Annotated in this window: 10 protein-coding genes; 3 read left to right on the top strand and 7 right to left on the bottom strand. The window is 70.0% G+C overall.

What is annotated here, in order from left to right; translation table 11 throughout:
* Positions 1 to 4: 4 nt before the first annotated feature.
* From DEJ16_RS05035 to DEJ16_RS05005, 7 genes are all read right to left on the bottom strand, one after another.
* Positions 5 to 1,255 (bottom strand): Nramp family divalent metal transporter, encoded by a 1,251-nt coding sequence (locus DEJ16_RS05035; protein WP_110824276.1) that lies wholly within the window; start codon positions 1,253 to 1,255, stop codon positions 5 to 7.
* A 123-nt stretch (positions 1,256 to 1,378) separates the two neighbouring features.
* Positions 1,379 to 2,074, bottom strand: a complete 696-nt coding sequence (locus DEJ16_RS05030; RefSeq protein WP_110824275.1) for a CGNR zinc finger domain-containing protein — start codon at positions 2,072 to 2,074, stop codon at positions 1,379 to 1,381.
* 9 nt (positions 2,075 to 2,083) lie between these two features.
* On the bottom strand, positions 2,084 to 2,602 hold the full coding sequence (locus tag DEJ16_RS05025; RefSeq protein ID WP_258365828.1) for a SprT-like domain-containing protein: 519 nt from the start codon (positions 2,600 to 2,602) through the stop codon (positions 2,084 to 2,086).
* Positions 2,599 to 3,432 (bottom strand): hypothetical protein, encoded by an 834-nt coding sequence (locus DEJ16_RS05020; protein ID WP_110824274.1) that lies wholly within the window; start codon positions 3,430 to 3,432, stop codon positions 2,599 to 2,601. The genes DEJ16_RS05025 and DEJ16_RS05020 overlap by 4 nt, the downstream gene beginning before the upstream one ends.
* 112 nt (positions 3,433 to 3,544) lie before the next feature.
* Positions 3,545 to 4,270: a DUF4064 domain-containing protein gene (locus DEJ16_RS05015; RefSeq protein ID WP_110824273.1), complete on the bottom strand. Its 726-nt coding sequence runs from the start codon at positions 4,268 to 4,270 to the stop codon at positions 3,545 to 3,547.
* Between the two features lie 96 nt (positions 4,271 to 4,366).
* The gene (locus DEJ16_RS05010) at positions 4,367 to 5,209 is read right to left on the bottom strand and encodes a spermidine synthase (RefSeq protein ID WP_110824272.1); all 843 of its coding nucleotides are present in this window, start codon (positions 5,207 to 5,209) and stop codon (positions 4,367 to 4,369) included.
* The gene (locus tag DEJ16_RS05005; RefSeq protein ID WP_110824271.1) at positions 5,202 to 5,576 is read right to left on the bottom strand and encodes a hypothetical protein; all 375 of its coding nucleotides are present in this window, start codon (positions 5,574 to 5,576) and stop codon (positions 5,202 to 5,204) included. The genes DEJ16_RS05010 and DEJ16_RS05005 overlap by 8 nt, the downstream gene beginning before the upstream one ends.
* Before the next feature lie 362 nt (positions 5,577 to 5,938).
* Between DEJ16_RS05005 and DEJ16_RS05000 the strand changes: the two genes are divergently transcribed.
* From DEJ16_RS05000 to DEJ16_RS04990, 3 genes are all read left to right on the top strand, one after another.
* Positions 5,939 to 6,490 carry a hypothetical protein gene (locus tag DEJ16_RS05000; protein ID WP_110824270.1) on the top strand — a complete coding sequence of 184 codons (552 nt, stop codon included), beginning with the start codon at positions 5,939 to 5,941 and terminating at the stop codon, positions 6,488 to 6,490.
* Between the two features lie 375 nt (positions 6,491 to 6,865).
* Positions 6,866 to 10,354 (top strand): DNA-directed RNA polymerase subunit beta, encoded by a 3,489-nt coding sequence (rpoB, locus tag DEJ16_RS04995; protein WP_110824269.1) that lies wholly within the window; start codon positions 6,866 to 6,868, stop codon positions 10,352 to 10,354.
* Positions 10,355 to 10,401: 47 nt separating this feature from the next.
* The gene (locus tag DEJ16_RS04990) at positions 10,402 to 14,283 is read left to right on the top strand and encodes a DNA-directed RNA polymerase subunit beta' (protein WP_110824268.1); all 3,882 of its coding nucleotides are present in this window, start codon (positions 10,402 to 10,404) and stop codon (positions 14,281 to 14,283) included.
* Positions 14,284 to 14,330 lie beyond the last annotated feature (47 nt).

The following is a 14,330-nucleotide window of genomic DNA, read 5'->3' as shown; positions in this document are numbered from 1 at the left end:
GGGCTCAGCCCGTGACGGTGAGCACGATGAGCGCCACGTTGAGGGCGACGATCACCGTGGCGATGAGCCAGGCCACGACCCGGGTGCCGACGGCGTTGACGTCGGCACCCATCACGCTCCGCCGGGACGTGTAGGCGACGAGCGGCACGATCGCGAACGCGATGCCGAAGCTCAGCACGACCTGGCTGATGACGAGCAGCTGGGTGGCGTCGGCGTCGAGCGCGAGCAGGACGATCGCGGGGACGAGCGTGACGAGCCGCCGCACCACGAGCGGCACCCGCACGCGCAGCAGCCCGTGCATGATCTCCGCGCCGGCCATGCAGCCGACCGACGTCGACGCCAGCCCCGACGCGAGCAGTCCGATCGCGAACAGCACCCCCACGACCGGACCGACGTTCTCGGCGATGGCCCGCTGGGCCCCGGGGATCGAGTCGGTGCCGTCGACGCCCTGCAGCGTGGCGGCGGCGAGGACGAGCATGCTGATGTTCACGCCGCCGGCCACGACCAGGGCCAGGCCCACGTCCCAGCGGGTGGCGACGAGGATCCGGTGCCGTTCGGGGCCGGCCGGGACGTCCCCGTGCCGGTCGCGGGCCAGGGCGGAGTGCAGGTACACGGCGTGCGGCATGACGGTCGCGCCGAGCATCGAGGCGGCGAGCAGCACGGACCCGGAGTCGGCGAACCGGGGTGCGATGCCGGCGACGAGCTCGTCGGGGGACACCTGCGCGAACAGCAGCCCGGCGCAGAACCCGATCGTGAGGACCGCGAGCATCGCCGTGACGACCGCCTCGAAGGTCCGGGCGCCCCGGCGGTTCTGCAGCAGGAGGATCGCCATCGAGACGACGCCGGTGATCAGCCCGCCCGCGACGAGGGGCACGCCGAAGAGCAGGTGCAGGGCGAGTGCGCCGCCGATGACCTCGGCCACGTCGGTCGCCGCCGCGACCACCTCGGCCTGCGCCCAGAACAGCAGGCGCGGCGTGCGGCGCATCTTCAGGCCGAGCAGTTCCGGCAGCGACTTCCCGGTGACGATGCCGAGCTTCGCCGACAGGTACTGCACCACGACCGCGCTCGCGTTGGCGGCCACGAGCACCCAGAGCAGCAGGTACCCGTACCGGGCGCCGGCGGTGAGGTTCGCGGCGACGTTGCCCGGGTCGACGTAGGCGATGGCGGCGACGAAGGCCGGTCCGAGCAGTCCGAGCCCGGCGGCACGTCGACCGGGCGGGCGCTGGCTCACGACCGGGGCGGCGGTGTCCGTCATGCGGTCAGCATGCCAGAGAGTTCGGTGCACCGAATCCAGGGTTTCGGTGCCGCACCAGATCGGGCGGTCCGCGGCCCGCTGCCAATCCCGCTGCCGGACCCGCTGCTCGCAGCTCGGTGTCGGTCAGACGCCTGCGCGGCGGGCCCGGTGCGCACGCACCTTCGCCCGGTTCCCGCAGCGCTGCATGGAGCACCAGCGTCGGGTGCCGCCGCGCGAGGAGTCGTAGAACACCAGGCCGCAGTCCGGCGCGGAGCACCGGCTGAGGCGCGCGGACCGGCCCTCGGCCTCGAGGTCGTCGAAGCCGACCTCGGTGAGCAGGGCGACGGCGTCGCGGGCGACGCTCGAGAGCGCCTGCGCGAGCCGGACGCGGTTCGCCCCGGCACGGCGTCGACCACCCGGGAGGCTCGGGGGCACGTCCGGCAGTGCGGCGAACAGGTTGACGGTGTCGATGTCGTCCGGCACGGGACGGGTGCGTCCGGTCCCGGCACGGAGGCCCGCGGCGACGGCGGTGCGCTCGCCCGCGGAGTCGGCGGCGGCGGGTGCTGCGGCGACGGCGAGGCGGGCGATCGCGGCCCGGAGCGCACGGGCGTCCTGCAGTTCGCGCGCGGTGGCGCCGACGTCGATCGGTTCGGTGTGCAGGCCGAGCCACTCGTCCAGGTCGGCCGGGGTCGCGAGCAGTTCACCGAGGTGTCCGCGCGGACGGCGCCGGTCGGGGTCGTCGGTGAACCCGCCGGTGTGCGCGAAGTCGAGGGCGATGCGTCCCGCGTCGAAGAACCACGAGGACCCGGCATCGGTCCGGATGTCCTGCCCTGTTCGCATCCGCCCAGGCTAACGGGTGTGCGGCGCGCCTCCGACACGATCCGCCCGGGCTGGGCTAGTCGTCTCCGTCGTCCCGGGCAGGCGTCGCGTCCATGCGATGACGTTCCGCTCGTCGAACCGGCGCGAGCACCGGGCGCAGGCCAGCGGGCGCGTGGGGGTCCGGTACCGGAAGTGCTCGTGTCCGGCCGGGCAGTGCCCCACCCACGGCGCCAGTTCGCTCGCGATCGGTCCGTCGTGCAGCCGCGACCCGGTGTACCCGAGGGCACGGGCCGTCCGGCGCCACGAGGGCCCGTGGCCGGCGCGTGGCCCGCTCAGGGCGTGCGCGATCTCGTGCAGGAGGACCTGCTCGACGTCGTCGGGAGCGAAGCGGACGGCGAGGTGCCGGCTCACGGTGATGCGGCGCCGGGCGAAGTCGCACTGGCCGGCTCGGGTCTTCGCGTTGTCGAACGCGAAGGTCCAGGAGCCGTCGGGCAGGTGGGCGCCCATCAGCTCGGCAGCCCGGGACCGGACGTGGTCGAGTGCGGTCACTGCTCCCCGAGCGGACCCTGGCCCTCGTCGGACCGGTCCTTCCGGGCGGACAGGCGGCCCCAGAGCGAGTCGCCCTCGGTCCGGGCGGCGTCGGGCGCACCGAGCACCCGGCGTCGGATCGGCGGGATCTGCTTCTCCGGTTCGGCCATGCGCGTCTGCGGTTCGCCCTCGGTGCGGACCGCGACCTCGCGGGCGGTCCGCGGTCGAGCGGCCTCCGGCTCAGGGGCGGGCTGCGCCATGGAGGCCCGGAGTGCGGCCTCGACGGCCGTGCGGAGCGCTTCGGTGCGCTCGGACGGTGCTCCGGCAGCGCGGAAGGCGTCGTACGCGCGGCTGAGGACGGCGCGCGCCTCCTCGAACCGGGAGAGCTCGTAGAGGGACCAGCCCTCGAGTTCGGCGGCGGCGCCCTCCAGCTCCGGCCACTCCTCGGTCGCGGCCGTGTCGCGCGCCATCGAGGCCTCGGTGGCGGCGCGCTCGTAGCGCCCGAGGTCGTGCAGGACGTGGGCGCGGCGGATGCGTGCGCCGACCTTGTCCTGGCGTTCCCCGGTGAACATCGTCAGCCGGAACACCTCCTCGGCCACGGTGAGCGACTCGTCCAGGCGGCCGAGCAGACGGAGCAGTTCGGCGCGCTCGGCGAGGGCGTCGGTGCTCCGGCTCTGGCCGAGGTCGCGCAGGCGGTCCTGCACGACCTGGACGTCGACGGCCGGGCGGAGGCTGATCGGCGCGAAGGTGCTGCCCGGGCTGACCCCGGCGGTCACCGGGGCGGCATGACGGGGCTCCCGGGCCTGGTCGGTCCGGTCGTGGTCTCGGCGTTCGTCGGGCGGGAGGGACATCACGGTCGAGGGTATCCGCGCGATCCCCTGAGGTCCCCGTGCCACGCGCACGGAACGCGCACGGCCCGCCCCGGATGCACCGGGACGGGCCGTGTCGGTCGGCGTCGAGCGGTCAGCGAGCCCCGGCGACGGCGGCGGCGATCGAGGCGCCGTAGGCGACGAAGAACACGATGCCGGCGAGGACGGCGAGGACGATCGCCAGGACGCCCCACACCCGGCCGCGTCCCGTGGCGGTGGCGATGATGCCCTGCACGAGGGCCCAGAGCCCGATGACGAAGCCGATGCCCGCCACGACCAAGGCGCTGCCGACGGCGCCCATCACGGCGGGATCCGACATGAGCTCCTGCGACATCTGCTGCTGGTCGACGGTGCCGGAGCCGCCGCTGCGCATGAGCTCCCGGAACGACTCGCTCGCCCCGATGCCGCTGCCGAACAACCAGCCGCCGACGGCACCGAGCACGAGGGCCACGATCCCCAGGCCGAACGCCACGACCCCCAGGGTGCGCTTCCGCTTCACCGCGCCCTCGTGCGCCTGCCAGGCGGGAGCGGCGCCGTGCTGCTGGTCCCACTGCTGCGGCTGCCCGTACTGCGGCTGCCCGTGCTGCTGCTGCCCGTGCTGCTGGTGCCCGTACTGGTCGCCGTGCTGCTGCTGCCCGTACTGCTGGTCGCCGTGCCGCTGCTGGCCCCACTGCGGCGCGGACTGCTGGCCGTACTGCTGCGTTGGCTGGTCCTCGTACCGCGGTGCCGAACCGTGCTCGGGCGTGATGCGCTCGCCGTAGCGCGGCTGGTCCTGCTCGCCGTGGCCCTGCGGGGCTGGGGTGCGATCGTCGTTGGTCATCGGCGGCCTCCTCGTGGTGTGCGGTCGCGCGCTGGCGCGGCGTGCCCCCATCCTGGCAGCGTCCGCACCGCGAGGGACGCCGTCCGCAGCCGCTGCTCAGGCGCCGAAGACGGACCGGTTCGGCTCGGGCGACCCGATGGCCGTGGTGTCGGTGACGATGGGCGCTCCCGCGATGAAGGACCGCAGCTCGTCGCCGTGCACGACCTTGCTCGGCAGCGGGTCGGAGGAGTACCGCCGCGGCATCTCCGCGATCGGCAGGGCACCGGGGGACCCGAGCAGCACGATGTTGCCGAACCGCCGGCCCTTGAGCATCCCGGTGTCCGCGACCGCCGCGACGGACGGCAGCACCGACTGCAGCGTCGCTGCCTGCCCACGGGCGAAGGCCAGGCCGGCACCGTCGGCGACGTTCACCGCGACGATGCCGGTCGGGGACAGGAAGGAGGCGACCGAGCGGTAGAACTCCACGCTCGTCACGTGCGCAGGGGTGCGTGCGCCGCTGAAGACGTCGACGACGGCCAGGTCCACGGTGCCGCGGAGACCGGCCGGCAGCTTCTCGAGCACCTCGCGGGCGTCGCCGTACCGCACGCGGATCGAGGCGCCGCGGGGGAACGGCAGGGCGTCCCGCACATGGTCGACCAGGTCCCGCTCGAGCTCGATGACCTGCTGCCGCGAACCCGGTCGCGTGACCGCGACGTACCGCGGCAGGGTCAGCGCACCGGCGCCGAGGTGCAGCGCGGTGACCGGCCCCGGCGGCAGGAGGTCGATCGCGTGCCCGATCCGCCGGATGTACTCGAACGCCAGGTGTGTCGGGTCCTCGAGGTCGACGTGTGACTGCGGCGTGCCGTCGACCACCAGGGTGAACGAGCCCGGCCGATGCTTGTCCGGCTCGACCACCGCGTACCCAGCACCGACCCGGAACCCGTCGAACGCATCAGCCATGGGTCGATGGAACACCATCGCGGCCCGCGACCTCGCGGAGGTGCTGCGCCGTCCGCTCGGTGAGGAACGCGCACAGCCTTCCGACCGCCAGGACCTCGGTGGCCAGGGTCATCACCTGCTCCGCGGAGACCTGCGCGTCGGTCTCGCGGGCCTCGAACGTCACGGTCCACTCCGGCGAGCCGCCGATCTCACGCTTCAGGTAGACCTCGGTCCCGGACGTGCCCAGCCGGGCCACGATGAGCGCGGTGTCGATGAGGGAACCGTCCCACGACACGTCGATCGCCCGTGGGTCGGCAGCGTCACCGGCGTCGTGGGCACGGAACTCCGCGATCCAGCTGGAGAGCTCCTCGCTCGAGAGACTGGGCATGCGACCAGGATACGAACCGCACGCGCGCCGGCCGACCGGTCGTCCGATGGACGCTGGCCGCCGCTGATCCATGCTTCTGCATGGACAGTCAGGAGACGCCGAGGTGCACGACGTACCGTGCCGGTGTCCTCGTGCGACGGACGACGCGACCCCACCTTCGGTCGTTCCCGTCGCCCCGGTCGGCCCGACGCCGTCGACGCCCGCCCCGGTCCACGCCGGAGCCCGTCCGCCGCCGTTCCCGACCGCTCCGGACGCAGCCCGACGACGAGCCCCGCCCTCGTCGCGGGCCTCCTCGCCGTGCCGCCGTCCGACCCACACCGCCGCACCACGTCCGGGCGTCCCGCGCCCGAAGGAGCCCGACCATGTCCACCGACACCCTCTCGATCCCAGTCCGTACCGGACGTTCCGCGCGAGCGTCCGCTCGCACGACGGAGCCGGGGCGGGCCTCCCGGCCGCTCGTCGAGGACCGCCAGAGCGCGCCCGTCTGGATGCGCGTCGTCGGCGGGGTCGTGCTGGCCGCCGGGCTCGCGCTGACGGCGGCGGTCCTCGCCTGGCCGGGGGACGCGCCCGAGTCGGCGCTCGTCGTCCCCGGGCTCGTCGCCGTCGTGGTCGGCGCACTCGCCCTCGCCGCCCGCGCCGGGTTCACCGTCACCGAGGACGCCGTCGTGCTGCACTTCCGGCCGCTCCCGCCCCGCCGGATCGCCAGAGGGCGGATCACGAGGGTCCGGGTGACTGAGGCGGACGCCACCACCTACGGCGGGGTCGGTCTCCGGATCGGGCGCCGCCGCCGGGCACTCGTGCTGACGCCGGGGCCCGGGGTGGAGATCACCGACGACGCGGGACGGACGACCTTCGTGCGGAGCGACCGACCGTGCGACGCGGTCCGTGCACTCGGAGGGGGCGGCCGGCGGTGACCGCGCGGGGGAATGAGACCGGCCCGGCGGGGCTTATACACGCCGGACTCGATCTCGGTCAAGCCAGGACTGGACAGCGCACTCGTCCCCGACCTATGATGACAGTTCGCGCTCCCTGGCATCCGTGTCGTCATATTGCGGTCGACCGAGTTCCTCGAAGACGCCTCTCAGCAGGTGCTTCGCAGAACACGCCTGGTGATGCCGGTCCCGTATATGGCGGCGGGGCCCGCTCACCGATCATCCCACAGGCGGCTCCGGACCCGGAGCCTCACCGTACTCGTGTCGTGATCATCGGGTTGCGCCGAGCGATCAATCCACTCACCTACACACTGCTCGTCAGTGTCGGCCCGACGGGGCCTACCGGAGGTCAAACCCTTGGCTGCTGCGCCCAACGCATCCACCAACCCCAAGAACGGTCGCAACCACTCGCGACTCTCGTTCGCCAAGATCACGGACACCCTCACGGTTCCTGATCTGCTCGCCCTCCAGACGGAGAGCTTCGACTGGCTCGTCGGCAACGACGCATGGAAGGCCCGCCTCGCCGAAGGGCAGGAGCAGGGTCGCACCGACCTCGCGCTGCACTCCGGCCTCGAGGAGATCTTCGAGGAGATCTCCCCGATCGAGGACCTCGGCGAGACCATGCAGCTCTCGTTCACGTCGCCGGAGCTCGAGGACCCGAAGTACTCGATCGACGACTGCAAGGAGCGCGGCAAGACCTACGCCGCTCCGCTGTACGTCAACGCCGAGTTCATGAACCACATGACGGGTGAGATCAAGACGCAGACGGTCTTCATGGGCGACTTCCCGCTCATGACCGAGCGCGGCACGTTCATCATCAACGGCACCGAGCGTGTCGTCGTCTCGCAGCTCGTCCGCTCGCCGGGCGTGTACTTCGAGCGCGCCCAGGAGAAGACGTCCGACAAGGACATCTACTCCGCTCGCATCATCCCGTCGCGCGGTGCGTGGCTCGAGTTCGAGATCGACAAGCGCGACCAGGTGGGCGTGCGCATCGACCGCAAGCGCAAGCAGTCCGTGACCGTCTTCCTCAAGGCCCTCGGCCTGACGAGCGAAGAGATCATGGAGGAGTTCCAGGGCTTCGCGTCCATGGAGTCGACCCTCGAGAAGGACGCCGTCCTCACGAAGGAAGAGGCGCTCAAGGACATCTACCGGAAGCTCCGTCCGGGCGAGCAGGTCGCCGCCGAGGCCGCGCGTGCGCTCCTCGACAACTTCTACTTCAACCCGAAGCGCTACGACCTGGCCAAGGTCGGTCGGTACAAGCTCGACCGCAAGCTCGGCATCGACGCCCCGCTGTCCGACTCGGTGCTCACCGTCAAGGACATCGTCGCGACGATCAAGTACCTCGTGTCGCTGCACGCCGAGCGCACCACGATGGACGGCATCCGTGACGGCGAGCCGGTCCAGCTCCGCCTCGACGTGGACGACATCGACCACTTCGGCAACCGTCGCATCCGCGCCGTCGGCGAGCTCATCCAGAACCAGGTCCGCACGGGTCTGTCCCGCATGGAGCGCGTCGTCCGCGAGCGCATGACCACGCAGGACATCGAGGCCATCACGCCGCAGACGCTCATCAACGTGCGTCCCGTCGTCGCCGCGATCAAGGAGTTCTTCGGGACCAGCCAGCTGTCGCAGTTCATGGACCAGAACAACCCGCTCGCGGGCCTGACGCACAAGCGGCGTCTGTCGGCCCTCGGCCCGGGTGGTCTGTCCCGTGAGCGTGCCGGCGTCGAGGTCCGCGACGTCCACCCGTCGCACTACGGCCGCATGTGCCCGATCGAGACCCCGGAAGGCCCGAACATCGGCCTGATCGGTTCGCTCGCGTCGTTCGGTCGGATCAACTCCTTCGGCTTCATCGAGACCCCGTACCGCCGGGTCGTGAACGGTCAGGTCACCACGACCATCGACTACCTCACGGCCTCGGAAGAGGACGACTTCGTCGTCGCGCAGGCCAACGCCCCGCTGACGGACGACTTCCACTTCCAGGACGACAAGGTGCTCGTCCGCAAGAAGGGCGGGGAGGTCGAGCTCGTCGGCAAGGACGAGGTCGACTACATGGACGTCTCGCCGCGCCAGATGGTGTCGGTCGCGACCTCGCTCATCCCGTTCCTCGAGCACGACGACGCGAACCGCGCCCTCATGGGTGCGAACATGCAGCGCCAGGCCGTGCCGCTCCTCCGCTCCGAGTCGCCGCTCGTCGGCACCGGCATGGAGGGCTACACCGCCATCGACGCCGGTGACGTCGTCACCGCCGACAAGGCGGGCGTCGTCTCCGAGGTCTCGGCCGACGCCGTGACCCTGCAGCTCGACGAGGGCGGCACGCAGACCTACTACCTGCGCAAGTTCGACCGCTCGAACCAGGGCACCAGCTACAACCACCGCGTGATCGTCAGCGCCGGTGAGCGTGTGGAGCAGGGCGAGGTCATCGCCGACGGCCCCGCGACGGAGAACGGCGAGCTCGCGCTCGGCAAGAACCTCCTCGTCGCGTTCATGCCGTGGGAGGGCTACAACTACGAGGACGCGATGATCCTGTCGCAGAACCTCGTGAAGGACGACACGCTCTCCTCGATCCACATCGAGGAGTACGAGGTCGACGCCCGCGACACGAAGCTCGGGAAAGAGGAGATCACCCGCGACCTCCCGAACGTCAGCCCGGACCTCCTGGCCGACCTCGACGAGCGCGGCATCATCCGGATCGGTGCCGAGGTCCGCCCCGGCGACATCCTGGTCGGCAAGGTCACGCCGAAGGGCGAGACCGAGCTGAGTGCCGAGGAGCGCCTGCTCCGTGCCATCTTCAACGAGAAGTCGCGCGAAGTCCGCGACACCTCGCTCAAGGTGCCCCACGGTGAAGAGGGCACGATCATCGGCGTCAAGGTGTTCGACTCGCAGGACGGCGACGACGAGCTCGGCTCGGGCGTCAACCAGCGCGTGGTCGTCTACATCGCCCAGAAGCGCAAGATCACCGCGGGTGACAAGCTCGCCGGCCGCCACGGCAACAAGGGCGTCATCTCGACGATCCTTCCCGTGGAGGACATGCCCTTCCTCGCGGACGGCACCCCGGTCGACATCGTCCTCAACCCGCTCGGCGTCCCCGGCCGCATGAACTTCGGCCAGGTCCTCGAGATCCACCTCGGGTGGCTCGCGAAGCAGGGCTGGAACGTCGAGGGCATCCAGGAGTGGGCCTCCGCCCTGCCCGAGGCCGCGCACAGCGCAGCCCCCGGCACGAAGGTCGCCACCCCGGTGTTCGACGGTGCGTACGAGCGCGAGATCGAGGGCCTCCTCGACTCCACGCTCCCGAACCGTGACGGCGAGCGCCTGATCGGTTCCTCGGGCAAGGCGCAGCTCTTCGACGGTCGCTCCGGCGAGCCGTTCCCGGAGCCCGTCTCGGTCGGCTACATGTACATCCTGAAGCTGCACCACCTGGTCGACGACAAGATCCACGCCCGTTCGACCGGCCCGTACTCGATGATCACGCAGCAGCCGCTGGGTGGGAAGGCGCAGTTCGGTGGACAGCGCTTCGGTGAGATGGAGGTGTGGGCGCTCGAGGCATACGGTGCCGCGTACGCCCTCCAGGAGCTCCTGACGATCAAGTCCGACGACATCCTCGGCCGCGTGAAGGTCTACGAGGCGATCGTCAAGGGCGAGAACATCCAGGAGCCCGGCATCCCGGAGTCGTTCAAGGTCCTCATGAAGGAGATGCAGTCGCTCTGCCTGAACGTCGAGGTCCTCTCGGCGGACGGCCAGGCGGTCAGCCTCCGCGACACGGACGACGAGGTCTTCCGTGCCGCTGAAGAGCTCGGCATCAACATCTCCTCGCGGTTCGAGTCGTCGTCCGTCGACGACATCTGATCCCTCCCGTACCGAACACGTTTCGAACTCAGCAAGAGAGAAGAACATTGCTCGAAGCAACTTCCTTTGATGCCATTCGGATCGGTCTCGCGACCGCCGAGGACATCCGCCAGTGGTCGTACGGCGAGGTCAAGAAGCCGGAGACCATCAACTACCGCACCCTGAAGCCCGAGAAGGACGGTCTGTTCGGCGAGCAGATCTTCGGTCCCTCCCGCGACTGGGAGTGCGCCTGTGGCAAGTACAAGCGTGTCCGCTTCAAGGGCATCGTCTGCGAGCGCTGCGGCGTCGAGGTCACCAAGTCCTCGGTCCGCCGTGAGCGCATGGGCCACATCGAGCTCGCCGCGCCCGTCACGCACATCTGGTACTTCAAGGGCGTCCCGTCGCGCCTGGGCTACCTGCTGGACATGGCGCCGAAGGACCTCGAGAAGGTCATCTACTTCGCCGCGTACATGATCATCAGCATCGACGAGGAGGGCCGTCACGCCGACATGCCCGGCCTCGAGAACGAGATGCGCCTCGAGATCAAGAACCTCGAGAACCAGCGCGACTCGATCATCGCCGACCGCCTCAAGAAGCTCGAGGACGACCTCGCAGCCCTTGAAGAGGAGGGCGCCAAGGCCGACGTGAAGCGCCGGACCAAGGACACCGCCGAGAAGGAGATGTCCCAGGTCCGCAAGTCCTTCGACGAGGACATCACCCGCCTCGAGCGCGTGTGGGAGGACTTCCGCAACCTCAAGGTGGGCGACCTCAAGCCCGAGGACGCCGTCTTCCACGAGCTCCAGGACCGCTTCGGGATCTACTTCGACGCCTACATGGGCGCCGAGGCGATCAAGCTGCGGCTCGAGGCCTTCGACCTGGCCGCCGAGGCCGAGGCGCTGCGTCTGCAGATCGCCGAGGGCAAGGGCCAGAAGAAGATCCGCGCGATCAAGCGCCTGCGCGTCGTCAGCTCCTTCCTCGCCACCGGCAACTCGCCGGCCGCGATGGTGCTCGACGTCGTGCCGGTCATCCCGCCGGAGCTCCGCCCGATGGTGCAGCTCGACGGTGGCCGCTTCGCCACGTCGGACCTCAACGACCTCTACCGTCGTGTGATCAACCGCAACAACCGTCTCCGCCGCCTGCTCGACCTCGGTGCCCCCGAGATCATCGTGAACAACGAGAAGCGCATGCTGCAGGAAGCGGTCGACGCGCTGTTCGACAACGGTCGCCGTGGACGTCCGGTCACGGGTACCGGCAACCGCGCCCTGAAGTCCCTGAGCGACATGCTCAAGGGCAAGCAGGGTCGTTTCCGCCAGAACCTGCTCGGCAAGCGCGTCGACTACTCGGGCCGTTCGGTCATCATCGTCGGCCCGCAGCTCAAGCTCCACCAGTGCGGTCTGCCCAAGCAGATGGCGCTCGAGCTGTTCAAGCCGTTCGTCATCAAGCGCCTGATCGACCTGTCGCACGCGCAGAACATCAAGTCGGCCAAGCGCATGGTCGAGCGTTCGCGCGCCCAGGTGTGGGACGTGCTCGAGGAGATCATCCGCGAGCGCCCCGTGCTGCTGAACCGTGCGCCCACGCTGCACCGTCTCGGCATCCAGGCGTTCGAGCCGCAGCTCGTCGAGGGCAAGGCCATCCAGCTCCACCCGCTGGTCTGTGCTGCGTTCAACGCGGACTTCGACGGTGACCAGATGGCCGTGCACCTGCCGCTGTCGGTCGAGGCCCAGGCCGAGGCCCGCATCCTGATGCTCGCCTCGAACAACATCCTCAAGCCGTCCGACGGCCGTCCGGTGACCCTGCCCGCGCAGGACATGATCATCGGTCTGCACCACCTGACGACCGTCCGTGAGGGCGCCGTGGGTGAGGGCCGGGCGTTCTCCTCCGTCGCCGAGGCGATCCTCGCGAAGGACCAGAACACGCTGCACCTCAACGCGATGGTGAAGATCCGCATGACGGGTGTCCACTTCGCCGAGGGTGAGGCGCCGGAGGGCTACGAGGTCGGTCAGCCGATCCTCCTCGAGACCACCCTGGGCCGTGCGCTCTTCAACGAGACCCTGCCGGCGGACTACCCGTTCGTCCAGCGGGTCACCGACAAGGGCACGCTCTCCGCGATCGTCAACGACCTCGCCGAGCGCTACTCCAAGACCGAGACGGCCGCTGCGCTCGACCGGATCAAGGACGCCGGCTTCTACTGGGGCACCCGCTCCGGTGTGACCGTCGCCCTGTCGGACGTCGTGACGCCTCCTCGCAAGAAGGAGATCATCGCGGGCTACGAGGTCCAGGCCGCCAAGGTGCAGGGCGAGTTCGACAAGGGTCTGATCACCGACTCCGAGCGTCGCGCCGACCTGATCAAGATCTGGACCGAGGCCACGAACGAGATCGCGCAGGAGATGCGCGACAACTTCCCGGTCGACAACACCATCAACCGCATGGTGTCGTCCGGTGCTCGTGGTAACTGGCTGCAGGTGCGCAACATCGCCGGTATGCGTGGTCTGGTGAACAACCCGAAGGGCGAGATCATCGCCCGCCCGATCATCAACTCGTACCGCGAGGGCCTGACCGTGGCGGAGTACTTCATCGCCACGCACGGTGCTCGCAAGGGTCTGGCGGACACGGCACTCCGTACCGCTGACTCGGGCTACCTGACCCGTCGTCTCGTGGACGTGTCGCAGGACGTCATCATCCGTGAGGACGACTGCGGGACGACCCGTGGCCTCGAGCTGCCGATCGCGACGGTCGGTGCTGACGGCGGGCTCGTCCGCGACCCGCGCGTCGAGAACACCGTCTACTCGCGCACCCTCGCGACCGAGGCCGTCGACGCCTCGGGCACCGTGGTGGCCGAGGCCGGCGAGGACGTCGGTGACGTCCTCCTCGACAAGCTGCTCGCTGCCGGTGTCGAGAGCATCAAGGTGCGCTCGGTCCTGACCTGCGAGTCGGCCGTCGGTGTCTGCGCGCAGTGCTACGGCCGCTCGCTCGCCACGGGCAACCTGGTCGACATCGGTGAGGCGGTCGGCATCATCGCCGCCCAGTCCATCGGTGAGCCCGGTACCCAGCTGACGATGCGTACCTTCCACACGGGTGGTTCGGCCTCGGCCGACGACATCACGCAGGGTCTGCCCCGCGTGACCGAGCTCTTCGAGGCCCGCACCCCGAAGGGCGCGTCCCCGATCGCCGAGGCCCCCGGCCGCGCCACGATCGAGGACACGGACAAGGGTCGTCGGATCATCCTCACGCCGGACAACGGCGACGAGCCGTTCATCTACCCGGTGCTCAAGCGTGCGACCCTCCTCATCGAGGACGGGCAGCACGTCGAGCTCGGCGAGCAGTTCATCGCCGGCACCGTCGACCCGAAGGAAGTCCTCCGGGTCAAGGGTGTCCGTGAGGTCCAGAAGCACCTGGTCAACGGTGTGCAGGACGTGTACGGCTCGCAGGGTGTGCCGATCCACGACAAGCACATCGAGGTCATCGTCCGCCAGATGCTCCGCAAGGTCACCGTCGTCGACCACGCCGACACCGACCTGCTGCCGGGTGAGCTCGTCGACCGGTCGCGCTACAACGCGATCAACCGGGCGGCGCTGCAGGAGGGTCGCAAGACCGCCTCGGCTCGCCAGGAGGTCATGGGCATCACGAAGGCGTCCCTCGCGACCGAGTCGTGGCTGTCCGCCGCGTCCTTCCAGGAGACCACCCGCGTCCTGACGCAGGCGGCCATGGAGGGCAAGCAGGACCAGCTCGTCGGCCTCAAGGAGAACGTCATCATCGGGAAGCTCATCCCCGCCGGGACGGGCCTCAGCCGGTACCGCGACGTGGACGTGAACGCGACGGAGGAAGCGAAGGCGGAGCGGTACCCGAACCGCATCTTCGCGGACGACTCGTCGTTCTCGGACGCCGACCTGAGCTTCGTCGACTTCGACAGCTTCTCGTCGGACGACTTCACGCCGGGCACGTACAACTGAACCGAGTGACCCCCAGGAAGGGCCCCGCATCCGTCAGGATGCGGGGC

Source organism: Curtobacterium sp. MCJR17_055, from assembly GCF_003224335.1.
Lineage (GTDB): Bacteria > Actinomycetota > Actinomycetes > Actinomycetales > Microbacteriaceae > Curtobacterium.
Note: the sequence above shows the minus strand (reverse complement) of the source record. Positions and strands in the feature narration are given on the sequence as shown.